The sequence below is a fragment of the Micromonospora sp. NPDC049645 genome (assembly GCF_040675155.1).
Lineage (GTDB): Bacteria > Actinomycetota > Actinomycetes > Mycobacteriales > Micromonosporaceae > Micromonospora.
Map to the genome: position 1 here is coordinate 216,319 of NZ_JBFAOI010000005.1, position 14,351 is coordinate 230,669.

Consider the following 14,351-nt stretch of genomic DNA (forward strand, 5'->3'; position numbering starts at 1 on the left):
ACCCGACGGTGAGTCGCGGGCGCCTCTCGCCGTCAGACCGGCAACCGGTCGGCGCCGGCGAGCGGGCCCACCAGGAGCGGCACCAGCGGCGCCGGCAGAACCGGGTCGCGGCGCAGGGTGGGCGTCCAGCCCGCGTCCGCGGCCAGGTCGGGGTCGTGGCTCGAGTTGTACGCCGCCAACAGGTCGACCGGTCGCGCCGGGCCGCCACCCTGACGGACCCAGGAGCCCCGCTCGGTCAACGCCGTGCCACCCCAGTCGTAGAGCAGGTCCGCCGGGTCGACCACCGCGTCCACCGTGAAGAAGTTGTTCTGCGCGTAGATCGCCGACTGGACGCCGACGCCGAGCGCGTACTGGAAGTCGTCCCCACCGAGCCGGTAGTGGTTGTTGTAGACGTCGACCTGACCGAAACGCACCCGGGGCAGCCGTTGCAGGACGCCGTCGAAGAGGTTGTGGTGCAGCGTGACCTTCAGCCGGCCCACGTCCGGGCCGACGGTGTTGGACGAGCCGATCAACATCAGCTTGTCCCGGCCGGTGAAACGGTTCCACGACGCGGTGACCAGGCTGGCGGTGTGGGTGACGTCCAGCGACCCGTCGTGCACCTGGTACGGGCGACCGAAGTGGACGGGTTGGGCGCTGTCCGGGTTGTCGCCGTCGGTGAAGGTGTTGTGGTCGACCCAGACGTTCTCGCTACGGCGTACCGAGATCTGGTCGTACTGGCTGTTCCAGTTGCCGGCCTCGCCGTCGGTCGGGGACCAGGCGGGGAAGCAGTCCCGGGCGTCGACGAACGTCAGGTTCCGGACGATGACGTTCGACGCCCGGTCGATCATGAGGGTGAGCCCGGTCAGTCGAGCGCCGCCCAGCCCGACGATCGTGGTGTTCGGGCCGACGTTGATCTGGGTCTGCCGGGTCTGGTTGGTCACCGAACGCACCCGGGCCTCCTCCAGCGGCCCGCTCGGCGGCACGCGACCCCACACCGCCGGGTCGTACGCGGCCAGGTAGGCGTCCAGCCGGTACCCCGGGTCCGCCAGGTCGGCGCAGCTCAGCGCCGTGCCGTCGGGTCCTTCGAAGCCGTCGATGACACCGTCGACGTAGATCAGCTTCGGGGTGGCGTCGGTGGCGTTGCCGGCGTTGTCGCCGCCCAGCGCGGCGACCAACTCGGCCCGGTCGTGAACCACCCGGGTCCGTTCGGAGGTGGCCGCCGAGCCGCCGGTGGTGCCGGGGCCGTCGGCCGCCCAGCCGTCCCGCTCAGGCAGCGTCTGCCGGCCGAGCTGCCGAGACCACCAGGAGAGCCGGTCCGCGGACGCGACGTCGGGACGTGCCGCGGCGGCGGCCGGGGCGACGCCGAACAGGAGGGCGACCACCGTGGCGCCGGTGAGGATTCTGCGCATCGACTCGCTCCATTCGTTGGTGGTGGGTGTTCGTCCCAGCTGGTGTCCGCGGCTACCCGGCCAGTTCGGCGCGGTACGCGGCGGACGCCCACGGCACCGCCAGCTCGCTCGGCAGCGCCCCCCGCTCGGCGGCCAGGCGCAACACGTCGACGACACCCCGCAGGTGGCGGACCCGCTCCCCGCCCTCGCCGTGGGTGGCCACCAGGTCGCCGTCGAGCAGCCGGGGCTCCGGCGCCGGCCGCAACGCGTCCAGCAGCGCGGTGAACGGCGCGGTACGGGCCAGCGGTGCGATCAGCGGCACGCCGGCCGGGTCGGCCCGGTGGGCGAGCAGGTTCTCCAGCAGCCCCAGCCGCCCCGGCACCCGGCGGGTCACCACGTCCCCGGGCAGCCGTAACCGGTCGGTCGGGTACTCCAGCACCGCCTGCCCCGTGGTACCGGTCACCACCACCTCGCCCGCCACGAACTCCTCGGCGGCCAGGGTCACCGCCACCAGCATCGGCGGGCCGGCGCGGAACAGGACCCGCAGCACGGCGGTGTCCTCCACCTCGATCGGGCGAACGCGGTAGCGCTCCACCTCGATGGCGACCGGCGAGGGCGTCGCCCCGGCGAGTGCCTCGGCGATCGCCAGGCACTGCATCACCGCGTGCGCGAGCGGGTTGGCGAGCGCCCCGTCCAGCACCGGTCGGCCGTCCAGACTCCGCCGACCGGCCCACGGGGAGCGGGTGTAGTAGGCGTCCGGTCGTTGCCAGGCGGCGACGGTGGAGATGCCGGTGACCGTGCCCAGTCGGCCGGCGGCCAGCGCGTCGGTCAGCGCGGTGAGGGCCGCCGAGCCGAGCGCCTGGAAGCCGACCTGGGCCACCCGGCCGGCGGCGGCGAGGGCCCAGGTCAGCTCCTCGTGCTCGGCCAGCGACAGCACCGGCGGCTTCTCCAGCAGCAGGTCCGCACCGGTGGCCAGGGCGTCGCGCGCGATCGCCAGGTGGGTGTGCGGCGGTGTGCAGATCACCACCACCTCCGGCCGGGTGGCGACGAGCATCGCCCGGTGGTCGGTGAACACCTCGACCCCGGGCGGCACCGGGGCGGCCGGGTCGTCCTCCACCGGCCGGACGTCGACCAGGGCGACCAGCCGGAGCCGACCGGCGGCGTGCAGAGGCGCGATCACCCGCCGGTGCCAGCGACCGTGCCCGTTCGCCCCGATCACCGCCACCCGGGGCGGCGGCGCGGCCCCGTTCACCGCCCACCGGCCCGCATTGCCCCGGTCATCGGGCAACCGGCCAGGGTGGCCCCGGTCATCGGGCACCGGCCAGGGTGGCCTCGACGCCGTGCCGTTCCAGCGCGGTCAGCCAGGCGATCACGTCGGCGCGGACCTCGTCGTCTCCGGCCACCTCGGCCGGGACGACGTCGCGCAGCGCGAAGACCGCGTCGACCGCGCCCGCCGGGCTCTGCGCGCCGTCGTCCAACGCGGCCCGGATCGGCCCGGCCAGCGGGTCCTGGAACGGCAGCGGCCGGCCGTCGTCGGCGTACCCGAGCGCGAAGCGCAACCAGGACGCCACGACCAGCGCGCCCCAGCGCGCGGAGCGCCCGGCCGCGCGCAGGTCGGCGATGGTGTGCAGGACGCGCTGCGGCAGCTTCTGCGAACCGTCCATCGCCACCTGGAGGGTGCGGTGGTGGATCGCCGGGTTGCCGAAGCGGGCGAGGGCCTGCTCTCCGTAGTCGACCACCCGGACCCCGTCCGGCGGGACGAAACTGGCCGCCACGTCCTCGGCGATCAGCCGGCGCAGCACGCCGACCAGGTGCGGAATCTCCAGCGCGTCGGCGATCGTCTCCCGACCGGCCAACGCCCCGAGGTACGCGATGGCCGAGTGCACGCCGTTGAGGGTGCGCAGCTTCAACCGCTCCCACGGGCCGGCGTCGTCGGTGAGTACCGCCCCGGCGTGTTCCCAGCCCGGCCGGCCACCGGGGAAGTCGTCCTCGATCACCCACTGCGCGTACGGCTCGGCGGCCACCGCGGCCAGGTCGGTCACCCCGAGCGCCCGGCGCGCCGCCTCGATCGTCGCCGGGGTGCTGGCCGGCACGATCCGGTCCACCATGGTGCCCGGGCAGGTGACGTTGCCGGCCACCCACTCGACCAGACCGGCCGGCACCCGACCCGCCCGGCCGACCGCCTGCTCGAGCATGCCGCGCAGTCGTCGGCCGTTGGCCGGCAGGTTGTCGCAGCTGACCAGGGCCACCGGCCCGGCGTCCGCGGCGGCACGGGCGGCCAGCCCCCGCAGCAACAGCCCCGGCACCGTGCTCGGTGCGGCGCCGCCGGCCAGGTCCGCGGCGAGCGCCGCGTCCGGGGACAGCTGGCCGGTCACCGGGTCGAGTTGGTACGCCTTCTCGGTGACGGTCAGGGTCACGACCCGGACCGCCGGGTCGGCGAGCAGCGCCACCACGGCGTCCGGATCGCGGGGAGCGTGCCGTACCCCGCTCAGGGCGCCCACCACCCGGGTGGCGCTGCCGGCGGCGGAGAGCGTGCTGACGCTGAACAGGTTGTCCTGCGCGGCGAGCGCGTCGACCACGGCGGTGCTGCGTGGGGCGACGGCCACGATGCCCCAGTCACCGCCGGCCGCGCCGACCGCGGCCTCGGTGTAGACGGCCTGGTGTGCGCGGTGGAACGCGCCCAGCCCCAGGTGCACCACGCCGGTCGGCACGGTGCCCGGCCGGATCAGGGGACGGGCCTCGGCGGGCAGCCGGCGCAGCATGCCCAGGCCGAGCCGGGAGGCGCCGACGGTCACCGCCACGCCGGGCCGTCCGGGAAACGGAACTCGGCGATCGACGCCGGCTTCATGGTGGCGCTGTACCCGGGCCGCTCGGGCAACAGGTAGCGGCCGCCTCGGGTCCGCACCGGATCGACGAAGTGCTCGTGCAGGTGGTCGACATACTCGATCATTCGTCCGTCCAGGCGAGTGCCCACCCGCAGGTAGTCGAAGATCGCGAGGTGCTGGACGTACTCGCAGAGGCCGACACCGCCGGCGTGCGGGCAGACCGGCACCCCGAACTTCGCCGCCAGCAGCAGCTCGGCCAGGACCTCGTTGACGCCGCCGACCCGGCACGCGTCGATCTGCATCACCCCGATCGCCTCGGCCTGCAAGAGCTGCTTGAAAATCACCCGGTTGGCTGCCACCTCACCGGTGGCCACCCGACACCGGCCGCCGGTCAGCTCGGTCACCGCGCGGGCGATCCGGGCGTGCCCGAGGATGTCGTCGGCGTGCGTGGGCTCCTCGATCCAGTACGGGTCGACCTCGGCCAGCGCCGCCATCGCGGTGATCGCCTCGTCGACGTCCCAGACCTGGTTGGCGTCCATCATCAACAGCGCGTCCGGGCCGATCTCCGCCCGGATGATCCGGGCCCGACGCAGGTCGTCGGCGAGCGGGCCGCCCACCTTCATCTTCATCGCCCGCCAACCGTCGGCGTACGCCTGCCGGGTCAGCGCCCGCACCTTGTCGTCGGGGTAGCCGAGCCACCCGACCGAGGTGGTGTACGACGGGAAGCCGTCCCGCTCCAGGGTGGCCAACCGGTCGGCCAGCCCGTCGCGCCCCTTGTCCAGGATGGCCGTCGCCTCGTCCGGGGTGAGCGCGTCGGTGATGTGCCGGAAGTCGACACTGGCCACGAGGTCCTCGGTGGGCAGTTCGGCGAGGAACCGCCACATCGGCTTGCCGGCCAGGGTGGCCCGCAAATCCCACACGGCGTTGACCAGCGCACCGGTCGCCATGTGGATGACGCCCTTCTCCGGGCCCAGCCAGCGCAGCTGCACGTCGGCGCTGAGCGAGCGCCAGAACGCCACCGGCTCGGCCGTGATCTCCTCGATCGTGCGGCCCTGCACGTGGTGTGCCAGGGCACGCACCGCCGCGCAGGTGATCTCGTTGCCCCGACCGTTGGTGAAGGTGAACCCGGCGCCGACCGGGCCGGCATCGGTGCCCAGCCGTACGTACGTCGCCGAGTAGTCGCCCCGGTTGATCGCGTCGGAGCCGTCGCCCCGGGCGGCGGTCGGGAACCGCACGTCGTGCACCTCGACGGAGGTGATGGTGACGGTCATTGAGCCTGTCCTCCGAAGTTGAAGACCCGCTTGGGCAGCCGGTACGCCAGGTCGACGATGGTCTCGGCCGCCTCGTCCAGCGGCAGCCGGTGCTCGGCGACCAGCCGGGCCAGGAAGCCGGCGTCCACCCGGCGGGCCACGTCGTGGCGGACCGGGATGGAGCAGAACGCCCGGGTGTCGTCGACGAACCCGGTGGTGTTGTAGAAGCCGGCGCTCTCGGTGACCGCCTCCCGGAACCGGCGCAGCACCTCCGGGGAGTCCAGGAACCACCAGGGCGCGCCGAGCAGCAGCGCGGCGTACCCGCCGGCGAGCGGCGCCAACTCGCGGGTGAAGGTGTCCTCGTCGAGGGTGTAGAGCACCACCCGTAGCCGGGGGTCGTTGCCGTAGCGCTCCAGCAGCGGGGCGAGCGCGTGCACGTACTCGGTGGCCTGCGGGATGTCGCCGCCGACGTCGCGGCCGTGCCGGGCGTGCAACCATCGGTTGTGGTTGCGCACCGCGCCGGGGTGCAACTGCATCACCAGGCCGTCGTCGAGCGACATCCGGGCGAACTCCACGAGCATGTGCGCCCGGAACGCCTCCGCGTCGGCGGCGTCGGCCTCGCCGCGTCGGCCCCGGTCGTAGAGCCGCTCGGCCTGCGCCGGCGTCAGGTCCAGGGTGCGCGCCGTGGGGTGGCCGTGGTCGGAGGAGGTCGCGCCGGCGGCGATGAACGCGGCGCGTCGGGCGCGCAGCGCGGCCAGGTAGCCGGCGTACGTGCCGGTGTCCTCGCCGGCTCGCTCGCCGAGCCGGTCCACGTTGGTCGACCAGCCCTCGAACTCCATGTCCACCACGTCGTCCGGGCGGAACGTGGTGACCACCCGGCCGCCCGGCCCGCCCCACCCGTCGGCGGCGAGCTTGGCGTGCTGCCCGAGGTCGTCCAGCGGCGACTCGGTGGTCGCGAGGACCTCGATGTTGAAGCGCTCGAACAGGGCCCGGGGCCGGAAGTCCGGCTCGGCGAGCCGGGCCGCGATCTCGTCGTAGAGGGCGTCGGCGGTGCTCGGGCCCAGCGGGGTGTGCACCCCGAACACGGTGCGGAAGGTCTGCTCCAGCCAGAGCCGCGACGGGGTGCCCCGGAACAGGTGCCAGTGCGCCGCGAAGCGTCGCCAGATCACCCGGCCGTCGGTCTCCACCGGGCTGCCGTCGCGGGTGGGCACCCCCAGATCCGCCGGGGGTACGCCCTGGCTGAGCAGCATCCGGGTCAGGTAGTGGTCGGGCACGATGAGCAGCTGCGCCGGGTCCGGGAAGGGGCGGTCCTCGGCGAGCAGGGCGGGGTCGACGTGACCGTGCGGCGAGATGATGGGTTGCTCCGCCGCGAGGGCGTACAGCTCCCGGGCCAGCGCGCGCTGGCCCGGTTCGGGTGGCAGAAGCAGGTCGGTGTGGTCGAACGTCGGCACGGGGTGAGGCTCCTCGTCTCCTGGGTCAGCGGGGGGTGAGCAGGTCGGCGACGCGGACGGGTTGGCCGGTTTCGAAGGAACGGTTGGCGGCCAGGCCGGTGAGCAGGGCCAACGCGCCGTCCTCGGCGGTGGCCGCGCGGCCCAACGGGTCGGGTTGACCGCCGAGGAGCACCCCGGTCATCCGGGCGTCCGCGCCGCCGTGCCCGTGCCGACTGCGGCCCGGCACCGGGATCTGCCGGGGCGGAGCCCAGAACGGGCGCAGGGTGAGCGTCGCGCTGCCGCCCTCGGCCGGCGCCTCGACGCCGTGCAGGGCGGCGCCCTTCACCGCGCCGGCGGTGCCCCGGTCGACGAAGTCGTTCTCGGTGACCTCCAGCTCCAGTCGGCCCCGGCTGCCGTTGACCATCACCCGGTAGCCCTCCCAGGGCGCGTACGCGGTGAGGTGGTAGGTCATCGTGGCGCCGGTGGAGTAGCGGGCCAGCACCGCCATGTCGTCCTCGATGCTCACCCCGGGCGCGAAGACGTTGCGGTCGCGCTGGTAGCCGTCCTCGGCCTCGGCGTCGAGGTACAGCTCCCGCAGCCGGGGGTGCGCGTCGAGCCGCAGCGCGAACGGGTCGTCGGCCGCGGCGGGGGAGCCGTGCGCGCGCTCGTAGTCGCGGGCGTAGCCGTGCCGGCGACCCTGCTCGCCGTAGAAGAAGAGCCGGCCGGCCGCGTACACCTCGACGGGTGTGGCGGCCAGCCACCAGTTGACCAGGTCGAAGTGGTGGCTGGCCTTGTGCACCATCAGACCGCCGGAGGTGGCCTTGTCGCGGTGCCAGCGGCGGAAGTAGTCGGCGCCGTGGCGGACGTCGAGCAGCCACTCGAAGTGCACCGAGCCGATCTCGCCGACCGCGCCCTCGGCGAGCAGCCGGCGGACCTGTTCGTGCAGCGGGTTGTAGCGGTAGTTGAAGGCGACCGTCACCCGGCCGCCGGTCTCGGTCACCGTGTCCAGGATCCGTCGACAGCGCGCCGCGTCCACGGTCATCGGTTTCTCGGTGACGACGTCGCGGCCGGCGCGCAGTGCGGCCACCACGTACTCGTCGTGGGTGACGTCCACGCTGGTGACCAGGACGACGTCGACACGCTCGGAGTCCAGCATGGCCGCGAAGTCGCCGGCCGGGTACGTCGGCACCGGGCGGTGACCCAGCTCGGTCAGCCAGCGGTTGTGCGCGTCCATCCGGGCCTGGTTGGTGTCGGCGAAGGCGACCAACTCGGTGGTGTCGGCGTGGTCGAGCACCAATGCCCGGACGAACATCTCGGCCCGCGCGCCGGTGCCCACGACGGCGTACCGGGCGCGTCCGGTGGCTCTGGGTGACATGCGGTCGCCTCCCGCGATCCTGCAAAGGTTTGCAATGAAGTAATCACGATCGATTCGATCTCGTCAACGACGGCGATGGGATCGGGGGTAAATGTCAGTGTTTGCGGGGCAGCGGGTCACCAAGGGGAGTCCGGGTGCAACAAAGCCGTAACCATTGACCGTTGACAGTGGAGCAACCGTTTGCATTAATGGGCCACACCCACGTGACCGCCGCCACATCGGACGAAGGGGCCGCAGTGCCAGTCACCATCCGGGACGTCGCCCGGGCGTCCGGCGTGCACATCTCCACCGTGTCCCGCACCTTCTCCGCTCCGCACCTGGTCAACCCGGAGACCCGGGTCCGGGTGCTGGCGTGCGCGGAGGATCTGGGCTATCGACCGAACCGCGCCGCCCGGGCTCTGATCACCGGGCGGACGCACAACATCGGGCTGATCATCGCGGACATCGCGAACCCGTTCTTCCCGCCCCTGATCAAGGCCGCGGAGAGTCAGGCCCGGCACCGCGACTACCACGTCTTCGTGGCCGACACCAACGAGGACCCGACCGCCGAGGAGGAACTGGTCCACGCGCTGGCCAAACAGGTGGACGGGGTGCTGCTGTGCAGCCCGCGGATGAGCAACAGCCTGATCGAGCAACTCAGCCGGGAGGTGCCCCTGGTGGTGGTGAACCGCCAGGTGACCGGGCTGCCCTGCGTGCTGATGGACGTCGGGCAGGGCGCCCGCTCGGCGATCGAACACCTGGTCGGCCTGGGGCACCGCAGCATCGCGCTGCTCGGCGGCCCGCGCAGCTCGTGGACCAACCGGGAGATGCGCCGTGCCGCCGGCACGGCCGCCCGCGCCGGTGGCGCGGAACTGACCCTGCTCGGTCCCAACGCGCCCACCGAGATCGGTGGCTCCGCCGTCGCCGAGCAGGTGCGACGCAGCGGTGTGTCGGCCGTGCTCGCCTACAACGACCTGATGGCGATCGGCCTGATCGAGGGGCTGGACGCGCTCGGGGTCCGGGTGCCGCAGGAGGTGAGCGTCGTCGGGGTCGACGACATCACCCTGAGCCGGCTGACCCGACCCAAACTGACGACGGTGGCCACACCTACCGGGGCCGCCGGCCGGACGGCCGTCGACATGCTGCTGCAACAGGACATCGAGTCACCGCGCGGCGCGCGGGGGCCCGGTGCCGGCACGGCGCTCGGCGTCCGTCGTACCACCGCACAGGTAATGCTCCAGACCGACCTGGTCATCCGCGACTCGACCGGCCCGGGCCCGCACGCCCGACCGGCACGTCCCCTGGCCGCGCCGCGTGGCCCGGACCCGCATTGCCCTGCGGGTCCGGGCATCCCGACCGCGGCCACCGGTGACGCCGTCGCCTCCTAATGCCGAGGAGTGAGCGCACATGCACCCCGCAACGCCCCCCACCACTGACGCGCCCGTCGGGCGCAATGACCGTACCCCGCTGCTTCGGCGGCGCCTGCTGCGCGGTCTGCTCGCCCTGACGGTCGCGGCGCCGCTGATGTTCGGGGCCGCCGCCTGCGGCGACGACGGCGGCGGCGGCGCCGACCCGAACGCGCCGGTCAAGCTCTCCGTCTTCTGGTGGGGCGGCGACGCCCGGGCCAAGCTGACCGAGGACGCGCTGGCGCTCTACACCAAGAAACACCCGAACGTGACCTTCGAGAAGACCTGGCAGGCCAACCAGGGCTACTTCGACAAGCTGGCCACGCTCACCGCCGGCGGCAACCCGCCGGACCTGTTCCAGATCGACGACAACTACCTGGCCGAGTACGCGGCCCGCAACACCACGCTCGACCTGACCTCGTACCAGGAGTCCGGCAAACTGGACACCTCCAAATTCCCCAAGAGCCTCTGGCAGTACGGCGTCGTGGACGGCAAGCTCGCCGGCCTGGCCGCCGGGGAGAACACGCAGGGTCTGGTCTACAACAAGACGCTGCTGACCAAGCACAACCTGCCCGAGCCGACCACCGGGATGAGCTGGGAGCAGCACATCGCCTGGGCCGAGCAGGTCACCGCCAGGACCAAGGTGCCGGGCACCCAGGATCCGAGCGCCGACTACAAGGCGTTCTGGGTCTGGCTGCGCCAGCAGGGCAAGGACCTCTACCAGGGCAAGGATCTGGGCTTCACCGCCGAGGACGTGACCAAGTGGTTCGACCTGTGGAAGGGCGCCCGCGACCGCAAGGCCACCCCGACCGCCGACGTCATCCACGAGGGCAACTCCAGTGACGTCACCAAGCAGCTGGTGGTCACCGGCAAGTCGGCGACCTCCTGGGTCTGGGCCAACCAGATGCCCGACCTGAAGAAGAACACCAAGGACGAGCTGGGCGTCGTCGCCTACCCCGGTGACCCCAGCGCGCAGTGGGCCCGCGCGTCGATGTACTGGTCGGTCTTCAAGGGCAGCAAGAACAAGGACGTCGCGGTCGACGTGATCAACTTTCTGAACAACGACGTGGAGGCGGTCAAGCTGCTCGGCACCGACCGGGGGCTGCCGTCCAACCTGGACCTGCGCCGGGTCGTCAGCGACGACACCACCGACCCGGCCATGAAGCAGTCCATCGCCGTCGAGGCCGAGCTGACCCAGAAGTTCGGCGAGTCGCCGCAGGTGCCGATCAAGGGACACAGCAAGGTCAAGTCCGAACTGATCAAGGCCGCGGAGAACGCGCAGTACGGCCGGGCCACCCCCGCCGAGGCCGCCACCCAATTCGTCGAGGCGTGCAAGTCCGCCATCGCCTGACCGCCCCGCGAGGCGAGGAGAGGAGCCGTTCGTGGCGTTGACCACGGCGCCCGACCCGACCCGACGCGGCCCCGGATCCGTCCGGGCCCATGCCGACCGGCGTGGGCCCGGACGCTTCCGGCACAGCGAAGGTCTGGCCGGGTACGTCTTCCTGTCGCCGTGGCTCATCGGCCTGATGGGTGTCACGGCAATCCCCATGCTGCTGTCGCTCTACCTGAGCTTCACCAACTACGACATCCTCACCCCCTTCTCCGAGGTGGAGTGGGTGGGGCTGGCCAACTACGAACGGATGTTCACCGCCGACCCGTCGTACTGGCACGCGGTACGGGTGACAGTGACCTTCGCGCTGATCGCCGTGCCGCTGAAGCTGGCCGCGGCGCTCGGCGTGGCATTGCTGCTCAACCGTGCCTGGCGTGGGGTGGGGCTGTTCCGTGGGTTGTTCTACCTGCCGTCCCTGCTCGGCGGCAGCGTCGCCCTGGCCATCGTCTGGGTCAACATGTTCAACCGTGACGGCGCGTTCAACTCGCTGCTGAGCCTGTTCGGCATCACCGGCAGACCCTGGGTCAACGACCCGGACTGGGCCCTGGAGACGCTGATGGTGCTGGCCATCTGGCAGTTCGGCGCGCCGATGGTGATCTTCCTGGCCGGGCTCAAGCAGGTGCCCACCGAGCTGTACGAGGCCGCGTCGGTGGACGGGGCCGGCCGGTTCCGCCAGTTCCGCAACGTCACCCTGCCGATGCTCTCCCCGGTCATCTTCTTCAACCTGGTGCTGGAGACCATCAACGGTTTCCAGGGCTTCACCGCCGCGTTCGTGCTCAGCAACGGCACCGGCGGCCCGGTCGACTCCACGCTGATGTACACGCTGAACCTCTACATCACCGGCTTCACCGACCTGGAGATGGGCTACGCGTCGGCGATGGCCTGGGTGTTCCTGCTCGCCATCGCGGTCATCACCGCGGTCTTCTTCAGCACCGGGCGGTTCTGGGTGCACTACTCCGACGGGGAGGACCGGTGACGATGACCCCGACGGCCGACGCGCCGACCGCGGCGGCGCCGGACGCGCGCCGGCGGCCCGGCGGACGGCCGCTGCTGCGACTGCTGATCCTGGTGGCGATCGTCGCCGTGGTGCTCTACCCGCTGATCTGGATGGTGGGCACCTCGCTGAAGTCCCAGGAGGAGATCGTCAACAACGTCGGGCTGCTGCCGCAACGGTTCACCCCGGGCAACTACACCGCCGGGTGGTCCAACTTCGACATCAGCTTCGGCCGGTTCTTCCTCAACAGCGCGATGGTCAGCCTGCTCACCGTCGTCGGCAACGGGCTCTCCTGCCTGCTGGCCGCGTACGCCTTCGCGCGGCTGCGGTTCCGGCTGCGGGGCATGTGGTTCGCCGTCATGATCGGCACGCTGCTGCTGCCGCAGCACGTGCTGATCGTGCCGCAGTACATCCTGTTCCGCACGCTCGGTCTGGTCGGCGGCGACTGGCCGTACCTGCCGCTGCTCATCCCACAGTTCCTGGCCACCGAGGCGTTCTTCGTCTTCCTCATGGTGCAGTTCATGCGGGGCGTGCCCCGCGAGCTGGACGAGGCGGCCCGGATCGACGGCGCCGGCCCGTACGGCATCTTCCGGCACATCATCCTGCCGCTGAGTCGGCCCGCGCTGGTCACCACGGCGATCTTCTCGTTCATCTGGACCTGGAACGACTTCTTCCGTCAGTTGGTCTTCCTGTCCCAACTGGAGGACTACACCGTGCCGGTCGCGCTGACCCTGTTCATCGACTCGACCAGTCAGAGCGCGGTCGGGCCGATGTTCGCCATGTCGGTGTTGTCGCTGCTGCCGGTCTTCCTGTTCTTCGTCGCGTTCCAGCGGATGCTCGTCGAGGGGATCAACACCAGTGGCATCAAGGGCTGACGCGGCGTCCACGGCCGAACTTGTCGACACCGGCGGGCGGCGGGACTGGCGCGACGTCGCCCGCGACGCCGCGGACCTGGCGCTGCTCGGCATCCTGCTCACCGTCGCGGCGGCGCCCCTGCTCACCGCCGCCGCGGCGGCGGGCACGGCCAGCGCGGCCGTGCACGACTGGACGCGGACCGGCAGCTGGCCGTCGGCGCGGACCACCGCCCGCCGGTTCGGTCGGTCGGTGCTGCCCGGCGTACCGGTCAGCCTGCTCGCGCTCGCCGTGGCCGGGCTGCTCGCCGCCGACCTGGCGGCGTTGGCCACCGGCCGGGTGCCGGGCGGCCCGCCGGCGTTGCTGGTGACGGCACTGGTCGTGGCCGGCCTGGCCGGGTACGCCGGGCTGGTCGTCGTCGAGGTGGGCGGCAACGGGGGCGGGCGGTGGTGGGCCTCGGCCCGGTCCGTCGCCCGCGCCTGCCTCGACGCGCCCACCCGGTGGGCCGCTCCCACCGGGGTCGTCGCCCTGGCCGCGCTGCTCGCGGTCCTGGTCACCCCGGTCGCGGTGCCGATCCTCGCCGGATACACCGTGGCCGCCCTGCACGCCGTCGCCGCCCGCCGGGAGCTGCCGTGAGTACCGAGCCGGTACGGCTGTCGGTCGGGGCCACCGGGGTGGCCGAGTACGTGCTCGACCCGGCGTTGGACGCGCGGCACGGGCCCCGGCCGTACCTGCATCCGGTACGCACCCTCGGCGGCACGGTGGTCACCGACGCGCTGCCCGCCGACCACGTGTGGCACCTCGGCGCGTCCCTCGCCGTGCAGGACGTCGACGGCAACAACCTCTGGGGTGGGCGCACCTACGTTCGCGACGTCGGCTACACCTGGCGTGACGACCACGGCGTCATCGCCCACCTCGGCGAGGTGCGGCGGTCCCCGGGCCGGTACGCGCACGACCTCCAGTGGCGCGACCGGGCCGGTGGTGTGCTGCTCACCGAACGACGAGGGCTCGCCGCGTCGGCGGTCGCGCCGGACGTCTGGCGGCTCGACCTGGACTCCGTCCTCACCGCCCCGGCCGGCCGGGAGGTGCGCCTGGGCAGCCCGGCCACCAACGGCCGACCGGGCGGGGCCGGATACGGCGGGTTCTTCTGGCGGGCCGCCGCCGGTGGCGGGGCGGAGGTGTTCACCGCCGACGCGACGGGGGAGCAGACGGTCAACGGCAGCGCGGCGCCGTGGCTCGCGCTGACCGGCGTCGGGTCGGGCGGCGGGGCGTACACCCTGGTCTTCGCGGGCCTCGGCCGGGGCGACCGGTGGTTCGTGCGGACCTCGATGTATCCGGGGGTCTGCGTGGCGTTCGCGTTCGAGCGCCCGGCGGTGGTGCCGGCGGAGGGGAGCCGGCACGGCCGGTACCGGGTGTGGGTGGCCGACGGGACCCTCGACCGGGATCGGGTCGCCGCCCTCGTCACGGCGCTGCCGTGAAGGGG

The 14,351-nt window shown here is 72.5% G+C and carries 12 protein-coding genes; 6 read left to right on the forward strand and 6 right to left on the reverse strand.

Annotated elements, in window-relative coordinates; genetic code table 11:
- Positions 1–32: 32 nt before the first annotated feature.
- The 6 genes from AB0J33_RS14610 to AB0J33_RS14635 are packed head-to-tail and all read right to left on the reverse strand — an operon-like array spanning position 33 to position 8,247.
- Positions 33–1,388, reverse strand: coding sequence for a polysaccharide lyase family 1 protein (locus AB0J33_RS14610; protein ID WP_363613576.1), 1,356 nt, complete (start codon positions 1,386–1,388; stop codon positions 33–35).
- A 52-nt stretch (positions 1,389–1,440) separates the two neighbouring features.
- The gene (locus tag AB0J33_RS14615; RefSeq protein ID WP_363613578.1) at positions 1,441–2,655 is read right to left on the reverse strand and encodes a Gfo/Idh/MocA family oxidoreductase; all 1,215 of its coding nucleotides are present in this window, start codon (positions 2,653–2,655) and stop codon (positions 1,441–1,443) included.
- Positions 2,656–2,674: 19 nt separating this feature from the next.
- Positions 2,675–4,168: a mannitol dehydrogenase family protein gene (locus tag AB0J33_RS14620; protein WP_363613580.1), complete on the reverse strand. Its 1,494-nt coding sequence runs from the start codon at positions 4,166–4,168 to the stop codon at positions 2,675–2,677.
- Positions 4,159–5,463 carry an enolase C-terminal domain-like protein gene (locus AB0J33_RS14625; RefSeq protein ID WP_363613582.1) on the reverse strand — a complete coding sequence of 435 codons (1,305 nt, stop codon included), beginning with the start codon at positions 5,461–5,463 and terminating at the stop codon, positions 4,159–4,161. Before AB0J33_RS14625 ends, AB0J33_RS14620 begins: the two co-directional genes overlap by 10 nt.
- The gene (gene uxaC, locus AB0J33_RS14630) at positions 5,460–6,893 is read right to left on the reverse strand and encodes a glucuronate isomerase (RefSeq protein WP_363613584.1); all 1,434 of its coding nucleotides are present in this window, start codon (positions 6,891–6,893) and stop codon (positions 5,460–5,462) included. The genes AB0J33_RS14625 and uxaC overlap by 4 nt, the downstream gene beginning before the upstream one ends.
- A gap of 25 nt (positions 6,894–6,918) precedes the next feature.
- Positions 6,919–8,247 carry a Gfo/Idh/MocA family oxidoreductase gene (locus AB0J33_RS14635; protein ID WP_363613586.1) on the reverse strand — a complete coding sequence of 443 codons (1,329 nt, stop codon included), beginning with the start codon at positions 8,245–8,247 and terminating at the stop codon, positions 6,919–6,921.
- Positions 8,248–8,483: 236 nt separating this feature from the next.
- Here AB0J33_RS14635 and AB0J33_RS14640 point away from each other — a divergent pair, with 236 nt between their 5' ends.
- From AB0J33_RS14640 to AB0J33_RS14665, 6 genes are read left to right on the forward strand one after another with little or no spacing between them, the layout of a single operon-like run.
- Positions 8,484–9,614, forward strand: a complete 1,131-nt coding sequence (locus tag AB0J33_RS14640) for a LacI family DNA-binding transcriptional regulator (RefSeq protein ID WP_363613588.1) — start codon at positions 8,484–8,486, stop codon at positions 9,612–9,614.
- Positions 9,615–9,633: 19 nt separating this feature from the next.
- Positions 9,634–10,983, forward strand: a complete 1,350-nt coding sequence (locus AB0J33_RS14645; RefSeq protein ID WP_363613590.1) for an extracellular solute-binding protein — start codon at positions 9,634–9,636, stop codon at positions 10,981–10,983.
- A 31-nt stretch (positions 10,984–11,014) separates the two neighbouring features.
- Positions 11,015–11,998: a sugar ABC transporter permease gene (locus tag AB0J33_RS14650; RefSeq protein ID WP_363613592.1), complete on the forward strand. Its 984-nt coding sequence runs from the start codon at positions 11,015–11,017 to the stop codon at positions 11,996–11,998.
- 2 nt (positions 11,999–12,000) lie between these two features.
- Positions 12,001–12,891: a carbohydrate ABC transporter permease gene (locus tag AB0J33_RS14655; RefSeq protein WP_363613925.1), complete on the forward strand. Its 891-nt coding sequence runs from the start codon at positions 12,001–12,003 to the stop codon at positions 12,889–12,891.
- Positions 12,875–13,504, forward strand: coding sequence for a hypothetical protein (locus AB0J33_RS14660; RefSeq protein ID WP_363613594.1), 630 nt, complete (start codon positions 12,875–12,877; stop codon positions 13,502–13,504). The genes AB0J33_RS14655 and AB0J33_RS14660 overlap by 17 nt, the downstream gene beginning before the upstream one ends.
- Positions 13,501–14,346: a PmoA family protein gene (locus tag AB0J33_RS14665; RefSeq protein ID WP_363613596.1), complete on the forward strand. Its 846-nt coding sequence runs from the start codon at positions 13,501–13,503 to the stop codon at positions 14,344–14,346. The genes AB0J33_RS14660 and AB0J33_RS14665 overlap by 4 nt, the downstream gene beginning before the upstream one ends.
- The last annotated feature ends 5 nt before the right edge of the window (positions 14,347–14,351 follow it).